The organism is Paenibacillus sabinae T27 (genome assembly GCF_000612505.1).
GTDB lineage: Bacteria > Bacillota > Bacilli > Paenibacillales > Paenibacillaceae > Paenibacillus_AQ > Paenibacillus_AQ sabinae.
This window is the reverse complement of the sequence record NZ_CP004078.1, coordinates 2,403,371-2,422,103: the sequence shown is the minus strand read 5'-3', so window position 1 is coordinate 2,422,103 and position 18,733 is coordinate 2,403,371. Positions and strand designations below refer to the sequence as shown.

The following is an 18,733-nucleotide window of genomic DNA, read 5'->3' as shown; positions in this document are numbered from 1 at the left end:
GATGGGGCTTATGCAAAAGAAGCCCTTGAAAACGGGGATTCCCGTCTCCAAGGGCGCTATCTCATTCAATTCATGCTTTCGATCTCTCCCGAACTGCGGTCTATCATAATTTTGTTGCGGCCGTTGTTCTTGGCCTCGTACAAGGCCATGTCCGCTCTGTAGAACAGAGAGTCCAGGCTTGCCTGGTCCTGCTCCGTCCAGTTCCACTCCGCAATGCCGCAGGATATGGTAACGCTCGGGTTCGTCTCCTTCTGAACCCGCTGACGGATCCGTTCCGCTACGGAATAGGCCTGCTCGGCACCGAGCTGCGGCAGATAGACCGCCAGCTCTTCGCCGCCCCACCTTGCGGCCAAATCCCCCTGACGGATCGACAACCGAAGGATATCGCTCACCTGCTTCAGAATAAGGTCGCCCTTCTGATGGCCGTATGTATCGTTCACCGATTTGAAATGGTCTATGTCGACGACGACAAGGGTCCCGCAGAAATCGCCGTTCTGCTTCTCCTTAATAGTCTGGTCGAGAAAATGCCTGGCGTATAGTCCGGTTAACGTATCCCTGTTCGCCAGCCGGTGGACCTCCGCATGCAGCAGCGCATTGCCCACGGCAAGGCCGATATGTCCGGCCATCGCCTGGAGCAGCCGGAAATTATCATAAGTGAAATAATGCGGCTCCCTGTGGGACAGCATAATCGCTCCCCGCACCTCACCGCCTACACTGAGCGGAGTGGCGATTAGCGACTGCGATTCAGTCAAATCCATCAATTGGGACTTCGTTCCCGACTGATCCGGGTATTCGGGGATGATGACCGTTTCGCCGGAGGCGTACACCTTTCCGCCAATTCCTCTGTCGACTTCAATCAATTCATTAATCAGACCGGGATGGTTGCAGGCGACCGCTTCTAACCCGCCCCGCTCCTCGTTATAATGCAGAATGCAGCAGTAATCGGTTTCGAACATTTTCATCAATTCTTCAAAAGCCGCCTCAAACGTCTCGCTCAGCCCGAGGTTCTGATTAAGCCGCCGGGTCAGTTCATTGGTCATCCGCAGCTCGCGGATGAGCTGATTCGAACGTTCGTACAGCTTGGCGTTCTCAAAAGCGGTTCCCGCGGTTCCCGCCACCATGGACAGAAAAGGCAGATCCACTTCCGGCCAGGCGGGACTAAGCATCACCAAGTGAAACACGCCGTATACGCCCTGTTTACCGCCAAGGGGCAGACCGATCTCCACTTGCCTGTCATCCTCAGTATATGGCCGCAGCGCCATGCTGCCGTCTTTGAATGCCTTTATCCGGACGTCCTCTTCCTCCAGATCAAGCGGAAGCGGCTTCACCTGCGGATGCGAGCTTCGGTGATCCTGGGACATGTACAGCGTCAGTCTGACGTCCGGATACATCGTCATTATGCTCGCTATCACTTCCGTCAATACGGCATCGACATCGATGTTATCATGCATCCGCTGCACGATCTGGAACAGCAGGGTACGGCGGCTGCTTTCGCGTTTGGCATGAATATGTACATTTGCAAGATCAGCTACAAACATATGTTCAAACTGCCTGTAGAAGCAGGTGACGTAGTGCCGTGCCATTTCTTCGGCGGTATTGCGTCCACCACTTGCAAAATGCTCAGCCGGCATCGCACAGCCGAAGAGGGCAAATATTTCCCCCTTGGAGCGCGTAGTCATTGGCATTACAAAAAAAGCCGTTTCGGCTCCATTCTCCTCAATCTGAAGCGTACACTCCTTAGCTGTGCTTAGGCTTAAAGTAGCAACCTGCTCCCACAAAGAGTTGTCCGGTTCACTAACACCGCCGCTGCCCACAAGCCATTTGCCCGCATAATCGAACACGCACCATTTCCACGATTCCGCAAAAGACATGGTGGAGCCCCTTTTGTACCATTCATGAAAACTGTCCACAATCAAGCCTGCGGTGTAAGGAAAATCATGTCGATTGACGTCCATTTTCCTGAGCCACCCGGTTGGATCTTCGGAGTTCCATTCCGGCATCTGGGCGTTTCGCATCAGCGCATGGCTTTCCTTATGACCATAAGCTTTCTGCTCTGACATAATGAAGGATCCCCTTTGCATCCCAAATAGTAATCCGCTACTGCCTTAATTAGCACTATTTTACTCTTTTCCCGTCTGTCTTGCATCTGATTTTCGGTAATTCCGGGACTTTTTTTAGGCCCAAAGCCCTAAATATGAAAAAACTCATAAACTTCGTAAGGTACACTTGACTTGAAACCCTATTTTCATATAAAATTTATTGTTGAACAAGACTGTAACAAGTCTTCAATTGGGCGTAACGTTGTGTCACCCTCACGTCTTTCGACTGCAGCGGGCAGCGGCTGAACTTTCCCTGCGGCGCGGCTCCGAATCGGTATGCCGCATTTCGAAATACGGCGCAAATAGAGCCCTGATGAAATTTCAATTAAAAAGGAGTCTACTATAACATGGCACGTTACACCGGACCTAAATTCAAACTCAGCCGCCGTCTGGGCATTTCCCTGAGCGGCACTGGCAAAGACCTGAAACGCCCTTTCCCTCCGGGACAGCATGGCGCTAACCAACGCAGAAAAGTAAGCAACTACGGTCAACAGCTTCTGGAGAAGCAAAAACTGCGCCACATGTACGGTTTGGGCGAAAAGCAATTCCGCACTTTGTTCCACAAAGCTCACAGCTTGCAAGGGATCGCGGGCGAAAACTTCATGTTCCTGCTTGAAAGCCGTCTGGACAACCTCGTTTACCGTCTTGGCTTTGCCAACTCCCGCGCTGGCGCGCGTCAATTGGTATCGCATGGCCACGTAACGGTTAACGGCAAGAAAGTCGACATCGCTTCTTACCGTGTAAGCATCGGCGACGTTATCGGCCTTCGCGAAAGAAGCCGCGCTTTGACTTCCGTTAAGGAAGCCCTGGCAAACCGTTCGCATCTTCCGGCATACCTGGAATACTCCGACGCTGCAGTGGAAGGCAAGTACATCCGTCTGCCTGAGCGCGCCGAGCTTTCCCAAGATATCGACGAGAAGCAAATCGTCGAATTCTACAACCGTTAATATTTGCTGGATACGCATATATTGCAGCGAAAGAGCCTCCGGATATTCCGGGGGCTTTTTTGTGTTTCCTGCATATTCCTAGACATGTAAAAAAGAAGGAGAACCGGACGCCAAAGTCCGTTCTCCCTCTTTGAATGCAGCTCACCAGCTGCGCTTGTATTCAGCCTTAGCTCTACTCCAGAACCAGCTTGGCAAATTTGCGCTTGCCGACCTGAATAATATCCCCGTCCTGCGGAACGATCTCTGCGTTCGGGTCGGTCAATTTCTCTTCGTTCAGCTTGACCGCCCCCTGCTGAACGCTCCGCTTGGCCTCTCCGCCCGAAGCGGCCAGGCCGATCACCGTAAGCAGCTTGGTCAACCGGATCGACCCATCGCTAAGCTCATTTGCTGGCACAACCGCCGTCTCGATATCGTCCGGCAGCGCACGCTGCTGGAACACGGTCACGAAATGCTGCTGTGCGGCATCCGCCGCTTCGGTGCCGTGGTACATTCTGACAAAGGTGTGCGCCAGCCGCATTTTAGCATCGCGTGGATGGACCGTCCCCGCTTTCAGGCCTTCCTCCAGCTCCTTCAGCTCCTCGTTGCCAATGTCGGTCGCCAGCGAGTAGTATTTCAGCATCAGCTCATCCGGTACGGACATCGCCTTGCCGTAGATTTCATTCGGCTCTTCGTCGATGCCGATGTAGTTGCCAAGGCTCTTGCTCATCTTCTGCACGCCGTCCAGGCCTTCAAGCAGAGGGGTCATGATCGCGGCCTGGGTGTCGACGCCGTATTCTTTTTGCAGCGTCCGCCCCATCAGCAGATTGAACTTCTGGTCCGTTCCCCCGAGCTCCACGTCGCTCTTCAGCGCCACGGAATCCATACCCTGCATCAGCGGATAGAAGAACTCGTGAATGCTGATCGGCTGTCCGCTCTGATAGCGCTTCGTGAAATCGTCGCGTTCCAGCATACGCGCAACCGTAACTTTGGCCGACAAGCCCACGACATCCGCAAAGCTCATCGGTCCGAGCCATTCCGAGTTGTAGTACACTTTGGTCTTCTCAGGATCGAGAATTTTATGAAGCTGCTTCTTGTACGTTTCCGCGTTCCGCTTCACATCCTCCTCGGTAAGCTGCTTGCGTGTTTCCGATTTGCCCGTCGGATCGCCGATCCGTCCCGTGAAATCGCCGATAATCAGCTGCACCTGATGGCCCAGCTCCTGAAATTGGCGCAGCTTATGCATGACGACCGTATGGCCCACATGGATATCCGGAGCGGACGGGTCCAGACCCAGCTTGACATTCAGCGGCACGCCCGTGACGACCGATTTCATGATTTTCCGCTTCAGTTCCTCTTCCGGCACAATTTCCACGACGCCGCGCGCGATAATCTCCAGTTGGCGCTCAACCTCATGCTGCTGCTCCTGCGTTAATTCTTCCCACTTCATAATAGCAACCCCTTTTGATGTTGATACTTCTAAAATAAGAACGCACAAAAAAAGCCTCCTCTTCATCCCAAGGGACGAGAAAGAGACTCGCGGTACCACCCTAGTTAAAGCTCTAACCGTCATTGACTGTATCGTGACGATTCCAAGCCTTCGCTCGATTGAAATAACGGGCGCTTGACGTACCCGGTGCCGGACTACTGGGACTTGGGCCTTCAGGTCCATTCCGTTCCCCCGGACGGCTCCGGACTGTAATTCAAAAAGGATCCGCTATCGGTTTGCACCACCCACCGACTCTCTGAAAATCCGGGCTTCCCTTCTTACTTCTGTCCTTCTCTGCCTTTAGAAATATCCAGTTGAATTTATTTATATCACAGGATCTTTTGAAAAGTCAAATATCTGCAAATACCGCCCTCTTCCTACAAGCGCATTCAAAATCGTCAAATTGTGCTATAATAATTCCGTTAAAAGGAGGATGTCGATGTCTCAGGAAAATATGAAAAAAACAGCGACGGACATTCGCCCGCGAAGATCTTGGCTGCGCAGGGTCGGTTCCGTCGTGAAATGGATGTTTATTCTGGGCGTAATGGGCGTCCTGTTCGCCAGCGGTGCAGTTGGAGGCTTTATCGCTTCCATTGTAAAAGATGATCCGGTCCGCTCCGAGAAAATGATTCAGGAAAAGGTTGGAGAGAACGTCGTGACGGGGTTCGCCTACTTCCGCGACGGCATGCCGATCGGCCAGCTCCGGACGGAGGAAGACCGCAGGCTGGTCGCCTACAAGGATATTCCCCAGCTGGTCATTGACGCTGTACTCGCGATCGAGGACAACCATTTTTACGAGCATCATGGCGTGGATATCAGCGGCACCATGCGCGCAGTCAAGCAGAAGCTGCTGAACGAATCCGTGCAGACCGGCGGCAGCACCTTGACCCAGCAGCTCGCCAGACGAGTATTTCTTAATCTGGATAAAACGGACGACCGCAAGGTCAAGGAAATATTGCTGTCGCTTCGGCTGGAGCGTTTTTTAAGCAAAGAGGAAATATTGACGGCATACCTGAACAAGGTGCCGTTCGGCAACGGTTCCAATGGCTATAACGTCTACGGTATCAAAGCGGCGGCGAAAGGGATATTCGGCATCGATAATTTGAACAAGCTGAATGTCGCCCAAGCGGCCTACCTGGCCGGCCTCCCCCAGCTTCCTTCCGCCTATTCGGCGTTCAACGGGTACGGGGAATTTAACGAGGCTGCTTTTAAACGCGCGCTCGACCGCCAGCACCTGGTCCTTCGGCGCATGCTGGAGGAGAACAAAATCTCTTCTTCCCAGTATCAGGAAGCCCTCGCCTTTGACATTAAGAAAGCCCTTGCCCCGCACACCAAGAAGGCTTACGTCACTTTTCCTTATCTTATGATGGAGACGGAGCGTCAGGCAGCCGCGATCCTGCTGTCGCTTGAGAACAACAATCAGGAGACCGCAAAGGGCGGTTCACAGCTTGAAGAGGCCCGCCAGCAGCTGCTGACGGGAGGCTACCGCGTATACACGACAATTGATAAAAAAGTATACAGCGCAATGCACAGCATCTCCGATGACAGCAGCAATTTTACCAAAGAGAGCAAAAGCAAAGGGCTTGAACAGACCGCAGGCATGATGATCGAGAACAAAACCGGCGCGATACTGGGAATGATCGAAGGGCGTGATTTTAATGTCGAGAGCATGAACTACGCCACCCAGATGGTTCGACAGCCCGGATCGACAATGAAGCCGATAGCCGCCTATCTGCCCGCTTTAGAGTCGGGGCTGATCCAGCCGGCCAGCATTTTGGACGATGCGCCTATCATTCTGAAGGATGGCGAGAAAGGCTTCCACATTCCAAAGAACGCCAACAACCGCTATCAAGGGCTGGTAACGGCGAGGTATGCGCTGAACAACTCGCTGAACCTCCCGGCGCTGAAGCTGTTCGACGAGAAGGTAGGCATCAAGAACGCCTGGGCTTTTGCCAAGAAGCTGGGAATCACAACCATTCAAGACGATGATTACAGCGCGCAGACCGGCGTTCTCGGCGGATTGAAGTATGGAGTATCCGTTGAAGATCTGACCAATGCTTATTCCTCTATTGGCAATAAAGGCCTGTTTAACGATGCCTACATGATTGAGAAGATCGTCGATTCGAAGGGCAACATCATTTATCAGCACAAGCCTCAGCCGGAGCGTGTATTTTCGGAGCAGAGCGCTTATCTGATGACAGACATGCTCCGCACCGTCGTTACCGACGGCACCGGAAGCACCGTCAAGAGCAAGTACAAGCATTTCAAAAATATTCCGATCGTCGGCAAGACCGGCTCGACTCAAAATTATGCGGATGTCTGGTTCATGGGATATACCCCGGATATCACGCTCGGCATGTGGGTCGGATACAAAGAGCCGATCAATACGCTGGAGGGTAAAACCCAGCGGAAACAGGCGCAGACCTTGTGGGCCAAGGTTATGAACGCCGTGATCGACAAAAAGCCGGAACTGTTCAAGACAAAGAGCTTCACCAAGCCTGAAGGTATCGTCAAGGAGACCGTATCGGCGTACAGCGGCAAACTGCCGACCTCACTTACGGACAAGTTTACGACTGATATTTTCAATGCAAAATATACGCCGAAGGACAGCGACGACGGAATTTCAAGAGCGAAATACATTACCTACCAAGGGGTAAATTATATTCCGCGGGATGGAACGCCTGATGATTTTCTGAAGGAAAAGATCGTTGTTTCCAGAGAGAAGCCGATCGAAGAATTGATCAAGGAACTGGAAGCAGCCTTCAAATCCATGAAGGAGCATGAACCGCTGGAGTACTACCTGCCCGAGGATGCGAAGTCGGACGTGCCGACAGAAGTCGACCCAAGAGTCGACGACGGCGCCGCTCCGGCGGCGCCCGGGAATGTAGAAGTCTCTTACGACACCGGCAAGGCCGTCATCCGCTTTGCGCCGAGCGCTTCCCCCGATGTCGTGGGTTACCGGTTATATTCTTCCGTGAATGGCGGACCGTTCCAAAAGGTGGCGGTGCTCCTTGCCGGTGACGGCACATCTTTCACTACGGGTACCCCTGCAAGCGACTTTGCCGTGTTTTATGTGACGGCTGTGGATGTGGCAGGGAAAGAAACGTCTTCGGGGAATGTCGGCGGAGGTATGCCGACGCCTGAGCCGTCGCCTAGCCCAGGAGACGTACTTTTCCCGCCGGATACGGGGGCAACCCCTGGGGATCAGGGTCTTCCTGATCCGGGGCTCTTTCCTGGAGGGATCGGCGACCCCGGAGCGACCCCCATCCAGCCGGGTCCAGACGGTGGGCAGGTCACTCCGCCGGCCGACGGCAACAATCCGGTTAGCGGCGGAAGTAACTCCGCTAACTAAATAACCGCCATTTCCTTATCTGGCGGACCTTATAATGAGTAGACGGTTGACGCCGCCCTAATGGGCTTAGCGGTCAACCGTCTTTTTTATGGCTCGTTTACGCCTCTAATCCTCTATCGTCGAGAGATCGCCTGCGGGCAGTTGAAGCTCCCACGCTTTGAGCACGCGGCGCATGATTTTACCGGACCGGGTCTTCGGAAGCTTATCTTTGAATTCGATTTCCCTCGGCGCGGCGTGGGCGGATAACCCTGATCTCACAAATGAAGCAATTTCCGCCTTCAGCTCAGGTGATGGGATATATCCTTGCCGGAGTGATATAAAGGCCTTTACGATTTCTCCCCGCAGGGTATCGGGTTTGCCAATAACACCGGCTTCCGCAACCGCAGGATGCTCGATCAGCTTGCTCTCCACCTCAAACGGCCCAATCCGCTCGCCTGCGGAGTTAATGACATCATCAACCCGTCCCTGGAACCAGAAATAACCTTCATCGTCCATATAGGCAGAGTCCCCGGAAATATACCAGCCGGGTATGCGAAAATACTCCTCATATTTGGCGGGATTATTCCAAATCCGGTCCATCATGGACGGCCAAGGTGTTTGGATGGCCAGATTGCCCATCGTATACGGCGGGAGCTTATTCCCTTTGTCGTCCAGAATCGCAGCCGTAATGCCGGGAAGCGGCCGTCCCATCGACCCTGGTTTGATATCCATTCCGGGAAAGTTGCAGATGAGCTGTCCGCCTGTCTCCGTCATCCACCATGTATCATGAATCCGCTGGCTGTACACTTTGTCACCCCAACGGATAACCTCGGGATTGAGCGGCTCACCGACTGAGAGAATATGGCGCAGACTGCTTAAATCGACGCCTTTCAGACTTTCGGTTCCCGCACTCATCAGCATGCGGAATGCCGTAGGAGCGCTGTACCATACCGTTACTTTATTACGTTCAATCGTTTGGTACCAATCCCGTGGACTGAATCGGCCGCCGCGCACAACATTCGTCACACCGCACAGCCAGGGGGCAAAAATTCCGTAAGAGGTTCCAGTGACCCAACCGGGGTCGGCGGTGCACCAGTAAATATCATCCTCACGCAGATCGAGCACGACTTTGCCGCTATAGTAATGCTGGATCATCGCGCGCTGCACATGGTAGACGCCTTTGGGCTTTCCCGTAGAACCTGAGGTATAGTGCATTATCAGTCCATCCTCGAGGCCGAGCCACTCCGGCTCAAGCACCGTAGACGCGGAAGCGCATTCCGTTTCATAGTCAAGCACATCATTTTCAGGGTCCGAGCCCCCGCCCACAAGAAAAATATAACGCAGCTCCGGAAGCTCCTCACGTTTTATACGGTGCAATAAATCCGGGGTAGTGACCAACGCGACAGCGCCGCTGTCCTCAAGCCGATCCTTGACCGCAGTTTCCATAAACGCTTCGAACAAGGGTCCCGCAATCGCACCGACCTTCAGGATGCCGAGAAGACTGAAATACAGCTCAGGCTGCCTGGGCATAAACAGAAATACCCGGTCCCCTTTTCCGATCCCGTATTTGCGGAGGACATTACCGAAACGGTTCGACTTCTCCTGCAAATCGGCAAACGTATAGGATTCGTCCCGTGCAGAATCACTGTACAGAAGCGCCGTCTTTTCTCCCCTTCCCTCACGGACATGGCGGTCGACCGCTTCATAAGCCATATTGACCTTACCCGTGTCATACCAAGTAAAGTTGCGCTCCACATCCTCCCACTTAAAATGGGCGACAGCCTGATCGTAATCAGCCAAATTCGGATTCCGCGCCCGTCCCGGTAAAACATGATGATGAACCTGCCCCATTGCCTTTGCCCCCTCTCACATGAATGGTATAAGTTCCAATCACTTCAAGCACCATTGAAGTCAAGCTATAATTATGAACTTTTTATGTCGAATTCAAGTATATCATAGCAAACGCTTACAATCCATCCTTTGTTCATACCAAAAAGAGTCGGCAATCGCCTATTCTGCTATGACTTCTATCGGGTTCGAAAATGCCGCTGCCCTCCTATGAGCTGTTCAGCAGCGTACGGGAGGGCAGCGGGTTATGTATTAAGGCAGCATATCCAGTATGCCGCTCAAGATTTCATGGGACTTCCGGGACGCGGTCACTGTAAATTCCGAGAAGCTGACATCGGCTGAGCCGTCGGCCTTATCGGACATGGCGCGGATCACAACGAATGGAATACCGTTCATATAGCATACTTGAGCCAGCGCCGCTCCTTCCATTTCCGCGCAGGCACCTCCCAGCTGCTCCCGCAGCATCGCGACCGTTTCGTGGCTGGCAATAAACTGGTCCCCCGAAAGAACTCTCCCTGTCACATAGCGGACATCCAGCTTCCGGCAAGCCCTCTCTGCAAGCAGCACAAGTTCCGGATCGGCCGAAAACTCAGAGGTCTCCTGGTAGGGAATCACCCCGCGAGGGAAGCCAAGCGCCGTTACATCCATATCATGCTGCAAGCACTCGGAAGAGATGACAATATCTCCAACTTCAAGGTCTGGATGCAGCGCTCCGGCCACGCCAGTAAAGAGTATCTTGGCAGCGCCGAACGCATCGATCATAATCTGCGTGGTGACTGCGGCATTAACTTTTCCTACTCCCGATTTGGAGACCACAACGGATTTCCCGCCGATGTTGCCTTTATAGTATGTAATCCCCGCCTTTTCAACAGCTTCGCTGTGCTCCATATTTTCCAACAGCAATTTGATTTCTTCATCCATAGCTCCCATGATCCCGATGACCGTTTCCATCAACTGGCCTCCCTTAAAATAAAAAGATAGGTGATCGCTATCGCTCCTACAGTTCCAAACTTCCCCTTCGTTACTCCTTACACTGATTACATTTTTGAAGTTCATCTTATATAGCATAAAAAGCCCCGTGAAGGAGCTTTTTACTTTAAGTCTATTCTACTTATCCAGGTGTAAACCGCCCGGCAGCCCCATCAGGGGGATGTCCATACTATTCGTTAACGTGGCTGACGGACAGTCGCAGAATGGTCTCATGCGGCAAAATGACGCGCGGATTCTCTACGGTCTCCTTCTTCATCAGCTTGGTCAAAAGTCTCATGGCCACGGCGCCGAGGTCGTACATCGGCTGAGCCACCGTCGTTAGCAGCGGACGCACCATGGAAGCCATGCGGATGTTATCTACACTAATGATCGAGAAATCGTCTGGCACTTTCAGCCCTTCGTCCTGAATGCTGTGAATGGCGCCAATCGCCATTTCGTCCGTTGCGGCAAAGATCGCCGTCGGCTTCTTCTTCAGCCCCAGGAAATACTTCATCGCTTCAACGCCGGATTCATAGCGGTAATTTCCGATGCGCACAAGATCTTCCTGGTATTCGATACCGGCGGCTTCAAGCGCCTTCTTGTAGCCCTGGAAGCGTGAAAAACCATTGGCCGGGTCATGCAGTGTGCCGCTGATCATCGCGATTTCCCGGTGACCATGGCGAATCAGCGTATTGACCGCATCGAAGGCGGCCGCTTCATGATCGATATCAACCGAAGGATAGGTCCCCTTCTCATCGCTTGTCGCGCACAGCACAATTGGAACGGCCGAAGTCTGGAAAGCGAGAATATGCTCATCCGTCACGGTGCCGCCCATGAAGAGGAGTCCATCCACCTGCTTCTCGAGCAGGGTGTTGATCACGCGGATTTCCTTCTCCTTACGCTTGTCGGCATTACACAAAATAATATTATAGTGATACATATTGGCAATATCTTCGATTCCGCGGGCAATTTCCGCAAAAATCGAATTGGATATATCAGGAATGACAACGCCGACAGTTGTCGTTTTCTTGCTGGCAAGACCTCTTGCCACGGCGTTGGGGCGGTACCCCAAACGTTCGATCGCTTCATACACCTTCTTGCGGGTTTGCGGTTTCACATTGGGATTGTTGTTGACAACCCGTGATACCGTTGCCATAGATACGCCTGCTTCACGCGCTACATCGTAAATGGTTACCGTCAAATTACTCTCTCCATTGCCATAAATTTTATCGTTCGACCTAATTAAAATCATGATACGATAATTTGTACTTTTGTGCAATGATAACGCTTCAATTTCCTTTCAGAAATCTATTCAGTTCGGAAGCAAAGATGCCGAAACAGGGACTTGTTACACGGTTTCTTGTTATTTTTAACAAAAAGCGCCGTGATTGTCTAGTTCCGGATACCTATTCTTCTCTTCATTGCACATGCCATAAACAGGACCTTGGCGATCATCGTTTACCGGCCGATTTTCCGGACTTTCACGCAGGTATCATTGAACAGGTTGTAAGGCTTCCGCTTTAATCAGATTTCCTGCTAAAACAGAAATGTAACCTCTTTCTTTATGGTATCAAAAATCGACGAAAAAATCCAATGTTTCTGAAAAATTTTCATTGTTTTGCATAAGGGATTATACAATTCGGGATACGGTATGCGGGACCAGTCTCAGCAGCCTGTCCTCAAGCTCCTCCATCCACTTCTTATCCGCTGCTTCGGACGCAATCCGGAATAAATCCAGCAGCAGATCGATCCTCTCGCTCAACGCCTGCTGAACCGCCTGTTCCAGAACTTCCACTCTTCCCCCGTTATCGTTAAAGGTGTCATTCACTACGGAAGCCCACTCATTGTGTTCGGTAAAAGAGAAGCGGCTTCTCTTGGGATTCCCTCCCAGCTCTTGAATCAGCCGGCTTAAATCGTTCTTGACCGCCGGATGCGGCTTATACTGGAAGCAGGACTGGCACATAAAAACAGGGACATTGGTTATTTTCACTTTGCCTTTATAAATCAGCGTATGCATATGTATAATCATCTCTCCGCCGCAGCGGCAGGTTTGATGCAGTTGGCCTTCATTGTACATGATCACACCTCAACAAATGGTTATTAATAAGGATATTCGCAGCTGCCTGCGGACAGACATTCTGCGCTGGTCCAAACGAATGGATGCATTAGATTTATATTCGCGTTCTCCTGTAAAAAACCTTCCTGTTTGCATAAAATGATTAAATTACCATTTATGATAGTAAATTCTACTATGCGGATGACTTAAAAATTTAAATTTGCTACAATAATCGGGATTACGTTCTTAAGAAGGGAGCTAAAGTCAAATGCGTCTGGACGGAAAAAAAGTAATTGCACTCGTAGACGATGAATTTGAAGATTTGGAGCTTTGGTATCCTGTCTACCGGGTAAGAGAGGAAGGCGCGGAGGTACATCTTGCCGGCCTTATTAAAGACAAGACTTACGTAGGCAAATATGGTGTTCCCGCAACCGCGGAATACTCCTGGGATGAGCTGGACGCTGCCGATTACGACGGCATCCTTGTTCCCGGCGGGTGGGCGCCGGACAAGATCCGCCGCTATCCGGCGGTCCTCAAGCTGATCCGGGACTTCAACGAGTCGAAGAAACCGATTGGGCAAATCTGCCATGCCGGCTGGGTACTGATCTCCGCCAAAATTCTGGAGGGCGTCACCGTAACCTCGACTCCTGGCATCCGCGACGATATGGAGAACGCCGGAGCGATCTGGAAGGACGAGCCGGTCGTGGTCGACGGCCATATCGTCTCCGCCCGCCGTCCTCCCGATCTCCCGCCGTACGGCAAAGCCTTCTGCGACGCGCTGGCCGGGAAATAACGAAATGAAAACAGCCTTTAGCCCTCGTTTTGTAAAGCGGGCCGAAGGCTGCTTTTTTATTAACTATGCGAATTGGGGAACTGGCAAGGTACAGGGATAGATTTTGCGTGATTTGACAATATAAGAAACGGGGCAAGGATACACCGCCTGCAAAACCATGGATAGAAGCTGTAACGGAACTAAACAATAAACAGACCAATGATTATGCCGAAATGGAGGATTTTATAGCCTATGTTCATGCATAAGATGTTGCTGATTTTTCATTTGTTCATCTTATCCAATCCAGTCACCACGGCAGAGCCTCCTCAAAATCAAGAAAAAATATCGATTAGGATCGATCCTCTGTACCACCAACTGTACCTGTACTCGAATAGCCAACTTATCAAAAAGTATACAATCGCTCTTGGTAAACCCGAAACACCGTCACCTGTAGGCGAGTATGTCGTTATTAACAAATACAAAAATTGGGGGAAAGGGTTCGGCACCCGGTGGATAGGACTTAACGTACCCTGGGGAACCTACGGTATTCATGGTACAAACAGGCCCTATTCTATAGGCCATAATGCCAGTCATGGATGCATCCGGATGCACAACCATGATGTAGAGGAGTTATATGAGTTTGTACGAGTGGGGACCAGGATAAGCTTTGGAGGGCATGTTCTTGGGAAACTAGGCGAAAATCCCAGAAGTTTGGCAAAGGGGGATAGCGGCGGTGACGTTCAAATCATTCAATACCGGTTGCGGAGCGCTGGATTTTACAATGGTGAATGCAATGGCAGGTTCAACAGCACAACCGAAATAGCGCTCAAACATTATGAAAAAAAGCATGGGCTGCCCGTTGATGGCGTTGCCGGATATCACGATTATTTACACCTCGGGTTGGTTGAATGAAGCTAAAAAGTCCGGCAACCATGCCGGACCCCCAGTTCTCTATATTTTGAAAGGTTAACCGTCGATTGGTTAAGCGTCGCCCTTAACGACAGGCTGTATGATCGCCTTGTCGAGGAACTGCGTGAGCTGCCGCTCGCTCTCCTCGGCAGCCCGGCTGCGGAAGCAGAGTTTGGCGATTCTTCGGGCCTCGGAGGCCGCTGTATTCAGTGTCCGGTGCTTGACCTTCAGCAGCGCTTGAGGCGACATGCTGAGGTCACTTACGCCAAGCTCCAGCCACAGGGGAAGCGAACGCTCATCGCCGGCCAGTTCCCCGCAGACGCTGATGCCGATACCCGCTGCTTTGGCCGCTTCCACAGTCATGCGGATCATCCGAAGCACAGCCGGGTGATACGGATGGTACAAATGAGCGATCTGCTCGTTCATCCGGTCAACCGCCAGCACATACTGCACCAGATCATTCGTACCGATGCTGAAAAAGTCCACCTCTTCCGCCAGGAAGTCGGCGATCATCACCGCGGCCGGCACCTCGATCATGATGCCAATCTGCAAATTGCGGTTGTAAGGAATGCCGCGCCGGTCCAAGTCTTTTTTCACTTCCTTAAGCACGGCCTTGGCCTCCCTTACCTCCTCAATTGAGGAGATCATAGGGAACATCATTTTAATGTTGCCGTGAACGCTCGCCCGCAGGATTGCCGTCATCTGCGTCTGGAACATGTCCTTCCGGTCAAGGCTGATGCGGATGGCGCGGTAGCCAAGGAAAGGGTTCTGCTCCTCAGGAAGCTGAAAATAATCCAGATGCTTGTCTCCCCCGATATCCAGCGTTCGGATGACAACCGGATGCTCTCCTACCTTCTCCGCCACAAGTTTATATACCTCATATTGCTCCTCTTCGGTCGGAAAACTCTGACGGTCCATATACAAAAACTCTGTCCGGAACAGACCGACGCCCTCGGCGCCGTACTTCAACGCCAGATCCAGCTCCTTCACGGAGCTGATGTTGCCGGCCAGGCGCAGCTTTACTCCATCCCGGGTCTGAGCCTTCACTGAGGACAGAAGCTCCAGCTGTTGCCGTTTCTCCCGTTGTCTGTCGCGAACAATACTGTAATGTTCGGTTGTAGCTTGGTCAGGATTTACATAAAGATTACCGTTGTCCCCGTCGATAATCAGCAGCTCCCCGGTCTGGATCGGGCTGGAGAGCTTGCTCTCCAGGCCTGCCACCAGCGGGATGCCAAGCGCACGGGCCATAATGGAAGAATGCGACGTCATGCCTCCCATCATGGTCACAATACCAAGCACGTAAGCGGGATTCAGGTGGGCCAGCTGGGAAGGGGAAAGCTCTTTGGCCACCAGAATGTAGGGCTGGGTATCTGAAGGCAGCGTGACCTCAGGCGCCCCCAGCAGATGCTTAAGCAGCCGGTTACCGACATCCTTGATGTCGACCGCCCTCTCCTTCATGTATTCGTCATCCAGGAGGTCGAACATGGCCACAAAATGATCGATGGCCTCCTTGACGGCAACCTCCGCCGCCTTGTATTGCCTCTCGATGATTCCGCGGATTTCGCTCATGAATACCGGATCGTCCAGAATCGCCAAATGAGCGTCAAAAATGCTAGATTCCTCGGGGCCGACGACTTCCCTGAATTCTTTTTTGATAAATTCGAGCTCATCCTTGGAGGTGCGTATCCCTTCATATAAACGCTCAAACTCTTTGGCCAGATCGACCGGATTCACCTGCGTCTCCGGCATGCTCCATTCCCAGTTCGGCAGAACGAAGGCCTTTCCGATGGCAACACCCGCTGAGGCGCCTATACCTTGTATCATGATTCTACCCCTCCAACATTGCTTTCGTGCAATACGACGGACATCACCGAAGATTGCCCTTTTTTCACAGTTTTAAACGGAGCGTAGCTCCAGGATTTGACGCGTTCCGGATTAGTAATCACCATCGGGGTGGCAAGCGATGAGGCATGCTCTTTCAGGTATTCCAGGTCGAATTTCACCAGCAGCTGGCCGGGTTCGACGCTGTCCCCTTCCTTGATTTCCGATTCAAACGGACCTTTCAGCTGGGAGGTATTGATGCCGATATGCATGAGCACCTCGAGTCCTTCCGGCGTCGCAATGCCGATCGCGTGCATCGTGGGATATATATGCATGACTTTGCCGAATACCGGAGAGACGAGCTCTCCCTTTTCCGGAATGAAGGCGACGCCGTCTCCAACCAGCTTTTGGGCAAAAATATGATCGGGGACCTCTTCGATCGGCAGCATTTTACCCTGCATCGGGGCGTTGAACAGCACCTGAGGCAGGTCGCGGAGCATGAGCTTGTCGATTTCCTCGCGGATCAGCTCGGAGTACGTGCCGAAGACGACTTGCACATTGCCCCCGCCAAGCTTGATGATGCCTGCAGAGCCAAGGCTTTTGAGCGCTCCAATGTCGATCTTGCGGTCGTTATGCACCGTAAGCCTCAGCCGGGTAATGCAGGCCTGGACCTGCACGATGTTCTCCTTGCCGCCAAGTGCCTGCAAGATAAGCGGAGCCTGGTAAGGGATATTCCCCGCCCAGTCGCCAAGCTCGGAGCCTTCCTCCCGGCCTGGAGTCGGAATCTGAAAGCGGCGGATCGCCCAGCGGAACAATTGGTAATAGACCATCCCGTAGACGATACCGATCGGGATCAGCAGCCAGGCGCGCCGGGCCAGATGCAGATTCAAGAAAAAGTCGATGGCCCCCGCCGAATAGGAAAAGCCGTGATGGATGCCCAGCGCATAAGTCAGGGCCATGGCCAGTCCGGACATAACCGCATGGAGGGCGAACAGGTATGGCGAAGCGAACAGAAAGGCGAATTCGATCTGCTCGGATACGCCGGTCAGGAAGCAGACCAGCGCCGCGCGCATGAACGTCTTTCGGATTTGCGGCTTCAAATCTTCCCGCGCTTCCTGAATAATTGCGAACGCAATGGCGGGGAGCGCAAACATCATGATCGGAAAGAGCCCAGCCATGAAGCTGCCAGCCGTCGGATCGCCGGCAAAAAACCGCGGCAGATCGCCCTGAACGGCTGCGCCGTCCGGCGTTGTATACGTTCCCAGTTGAAACCAGAACACATTGTTCAATATATGATGAAGTCCAAAGGCCGTGAGCACTCTGTATAACACGCCGTACAGGAACAAGCCGAAGCCTCCTGTCCTGTCGACAAAGCGGAGCAGGTCGTCAAGACCGTGCTGTATCATCGGGGAGACGCCCAGCATCACCCACGCGAACAGAGCGGAGAACAAGCCCATAAAGAGCAGTACAAAACGCGATCCCCCAAAAAACTGGATCGCCTCGGGAAGCTTGATATTCTTAAAGCGGTTATGGGCGATGCCGGCAACAATTCCGAGCAGAATGCCGATCAGCGTCGCGGGCTGCAATGTGCCGTCTCCCAGCTTCATCACAATCCGGTCATAGGTGAACATTCCCGCCAGCGCCGCAAGTCCCGCGGGCCCGGCTTGATTGGACAGCCCCCAGGCGACCCCTACCGCAAACAGATAAGGCATATAATAAAAAATCCCCTGTCCCGCATAGGTTGCCACTTCAGCTACCGAAGCCAGCCCCCAAGCGGACCATGGCAGGCTTCCCAGGCTGAGCAGAATGGCCGCCGCCGGCAGCACCATGGTGGGAAGCATAATGGCTCTGCCCAGCTGCTGCAATGATCCGAGCCAGTTCAAAATGGATCTCTCCTTTCATACTACATTGAATGGTACGGCCTGTGTCCCGTTTTGTCAAAAGAATAAGTCGGCACATTTTTGTATTATACCATAAAATTCCATATCATTCGATTGAACGTGCAAAAGCAGGCACAAAAAAACGTCCCTCCCTCTCGCTCAGGACGTTTTCTCTTCACTGACGTTACTGCGTTTTCCGGGTCCGCCCCTGCATCGTAATCGCTTCTTCCACCTTGATGCAGCGGTCCATGATGGCCGTCATTCCCGCCTCTGCGGCGATTTCGGCCGCTTCCTGGCTGACAACGCCCTGCTGCAGCCACAGCACTTTGGCACCGATCGCTGCGGCCTCCCGGGCAAGCTCAGCACAGAATTCGCTGCGGCGGAACACGTTGACGATGTCGACCGGTTCAGGAATCTCGGCAAGCGAATGATAGCACTTCTCCCCAAGGATTTCGCCATCGACCATCGGATTGACCGGAATAATACGGTAGCCTTTGTTCTGCATGGCGTAAGCAACCATATAGGAGGTCCGGTCGCTCTTGTCGGACAGACCCACGATGGCGATGTTGCCTGCGGAAGCCAGGATGTCTCCGATCCGCTCCCTGGACGGATTTTCAAAAGCCATACATTTCAGCC

At 52.6% G+C, this 18,733-nt stretch carries 13 protein-coding genes and 1 other annotated feature; of the genes, 4 read left to right on the top strand and 9 right to left on the bottom strand.

What is annotated here, in order from left to right; all coding sequences use genetic code 11:
* Positions 1-65: 65 nt before the first annotated feature.
* Entirely contained in the window at positions 66-2,060 is a 1,995-nt protein-coding gene (locus PSAB_RS11085) for a sensor domain-containing diguanylate cyclase (protein ID WP_025334650.1), read from the bottom strand.
* Positions 2,061-2,446: 386 nt separating this feature from the next.
* On the opposite strand from PSAB_RS11085, the gene rpsD reads away from it, so the two are divergent.
* Positions 2,447-3,046, top strand: a complete 600-nt coding sequence (gene rpsD, locus PSAB_RS11080) for a 30S ribosomal protein S4 (RefSeq protein WP_025334649.1) — start codon at positions 2,447-2,449, stop codon at positions 3,044-3,046.
* A gap of 172 nt (positions 3,047-3,218) precedes the next feature.
* Here rpsD and tyrS read toward each other — a convergent pair whose 3' ends face one another.
* Positions 3,219-4,472: a tyrosine--tRNA ligase gene (gene tyrS / locus PSAB_RS11075; protein WP_025334648.1), complete on the bottom strand. Its 1,254-nt coding sequence runs from the start codon at positions 4,470-4,472 to the stop codon at positions 3,219-3,221.
* A 67-nt stretch (positions 4,473-4,539) separates the two neighbouring features.
* Positions 4,540-4,815, bottom strand: a binding site (T-box leader).
* 135 nt (positions 4,816-4,950) lie between these two features.
* On the opposite strand from tyrS, the gene PSAB_RS11070 reads away from it, so the two are divergent.
* The gene (locus PSAB_RS11070) at positions 4,951-7,863 is read left to right on the top strand and encodes a transglycosylase domain-containing protein (RefSeq protein WP_025334647.1); all 2,913 of its coding nucleotides are present in this window, start codon (positions 4,951-4,953) and stop codon (positions 7,861-7,863) included.
* 105 nt (positions 7,864-7,968) lie between these two features.
* On the opposite strand, the gene acsA is transcribed toward PSAB_RS11070, so the two are convergent.
* From acsA to PSAB_RS11050, 4 genes are all read right to left on the bottom strand, one after another.
* Positions 7,969-9,693, bottom strand: coding sequence for an acetate--CoA ligase (gene acsA, locus PSAB_RS11065; RefSeq protein WP_025334646.1), 1,725 nt, complete (start codon positions 9,691-9,693; stop codon positions 7,969-7,971).
* Positions 9,694-9,942: 249 nt separating this feature from the next.
* Positions 9,943-10,641, bottom strand: a complete 699-nt coding sequence (locus PSAB_RS11060) for a 5'-methylthioadenosine/adenosylhomocysteine nucleosidase (RefSeq protein ID WP_025334645.1) — start codon at positions 10,639-10,641, stop codon at positions 9,943-9,945.
* Positions 10,642-10,849: 208 nt separating this feature from the next.
* Entirely contained in the window at positions 10,850-11,860 is a 1,011-nt protein-coding gene (gene ccpA, locus PSAB_RS11055; protein ID WP_025334644.1) for a catabolite control protein A, read from the bottom strand.
* A 429-nt stretch (positions 11,861-12,289) separates the two neighbouring features.
* Complete coding sequence (locus PSAB_RS11050) at positions 12,290-12,736, bottom strand: hypothetical protein (protein WP_025334643.1); 447 nt, start codon at positions 12,734-12,736, stop codon at positions 12,290-12,292.
* Between the two features lie 247 nt (positions 12,737-12,983).
* Here PSAB_RS11050 and PSAB_RS11045 point away from each other — a divergent pair, with 247 nt between their 5' ends.
* Together PSAB_RS11045 and PSAB_RS11040 are read left to right on the top strand one after the other, a co-directional pair.
* Positions 12,984-13,508, top strand: a complete 525-nt coding sequence (locus PSAB_RS11045; RefSeq protein ID WP_025334642.1) for a type 1 glutamine amidotransferase domain-containing protein — start codon at positions 12,984-12,986, stop codon at positions 13,506-13,508.
* Positions 13,509-13,739: 231 nt separating this feature from the next.
* On the top strand, positions 13,740-14,399 hold the full coding sequence (locus PSAB_RS11040) for a L,D-transpeptidase family protein (RefSeq protein ID WP_025334641.1): 660 nt from the start codon (positions 13,740-13,742) through the stop codon (positions 14,397-14,399).
* A gap of 69 nt (positions 14,400-14,468) precedes the next feature.
* Here the strand turns inward: PSAB_RS11040 and ptsP are convergent, their stop codons facing one another.
* The 3 genes from ptsP to PSAB_RS11025 form a co-directional block, all read right to left on the bottom strand.
* The gene (gene ptsP, locus PSAB_RS11035; RefSeq protein WP_025334640.1) at positions 14,469-16,220 is read right to left on the bottom strand and encodes a phosphoenolpyruvate--protein phosphotransferase; all 1,752 of its coding nucleotides are present in this window, start codon (positions 16,218-16,220) and stop codon (positions 14,469-14,471) included.
* Positions 16,217-18,100 (bottom strand): glucose PTS transporter subunit IIA, encoded by a 1,884-nt coding sequence (locus PSAB_RS11030; RefSeq protein ID WP_025334639.1) that lies wholly within the window; start codon positions 18,098-18,100, stop codon positions 16,217-16,219. The genes ptsP and PSAB_RS11030 overlap by 4 nt, the downstream gene beginning before the upstream one ends.
* Before the next feature lie 181 nt (positions 18,101-18,281).
* The gene (locus PSAB_RS11025; RefSeq protein ID WP_025334638.1) at positions 18,282-18,722 is read right to left on the bottom strand and encodes a CoA-binding protein; all 441 of its coding nucleotides are present in this window, start codon (positions 18,720-18,722) and stop codon (positions 18,282-18,284) included.
* Between the last annotated feature and the right edge of the window lie 11 nt (positions 18,723-18,733).

What these genes read in the sequence shown, in the direction of transcription:
- tyrS (WP_025334648.1), bottom strand. Translation starts at nt 4,472, where the DNA reads ATGAAGTGGGAAGAATTAACGCAGGAGCAGCAGCATGAGGTTGAGCGC.
- PSAB_RS11050 (WP_025334643.1), bottom strand. Translation starts at nt 12,736, where the DNA reads ATGTACAATGAAGGCCAACTGCATCAAACCTGCCGCTGCGGCGGAGAG.
- ptsP (WP_025334640.1), bottom strand. Translation starts at nt 16,220, where the DNA reads ATGATACAAGGTATAGGCGCCTCAGCGGGTGTTGCCATCGGAAAGGCC.
- PSAB_RS11045 (WP_025334642.1), top strand. Translation starts at nt 12,984, where the DNA reads ATGCGTCTGGACGGAAAAAAAGTAATTGCACTCGTAGACGATGAATTT.
- PSAB_RS11040 (WP_025334641.1), top strand. Translation starts at nt 13,740, where the DNA reads ATGTTCATGCATAAGATGTTGCTGATTTTTCATTTGTTCATCTTATCC.
- PSAB_RS11060 (WP_025334645.1), bottom strand. Translation starts at nt 10,641, where the DNA reads ATGGAAACGGTCATCGGGATCATGGGAGCTATGGATGAAGAAATCAAA.
- rpsD (WP_025334649.1), top strand. Translation starts at nt 2,447, where the DNA reads ATGGCACGTTACACCGGACCTAAATTCAAACTCAGCCGCCGTCTGGGC.
- PSAB_RS11070 (WP_025334647.1), top strand. Translation starts at nt 4,951, where the DNA reads ATGTCTCAGGAAAATATGAAAAAAACAGCGACGGACATTCGCCCGCGA.
- acsA (WP_025334646.1), bottom strand. Translation starts at nt 9,693, where the DNA reads ATGGGGCAGGTTCATCATCATGTTTTACCGGGACGGGCGCGGAATCCG.
- PSAB_RS11025 (WP_025334638.1), bottom strand. Translation starts at nt 18,722, where the DNA reads ATGGCTTTTGAAAATCCGTCCAGGGAGCGGATCGGAGACATCCTGGCT.
- PSAB_RS11085 (WP_025334650.1), bottom strand. Translation starts at nt 2,060, where the DNA reads ATGTCAGAGCAGAAAGCTTATGGTCATAAGGAAAGCCATGCGCTGATG.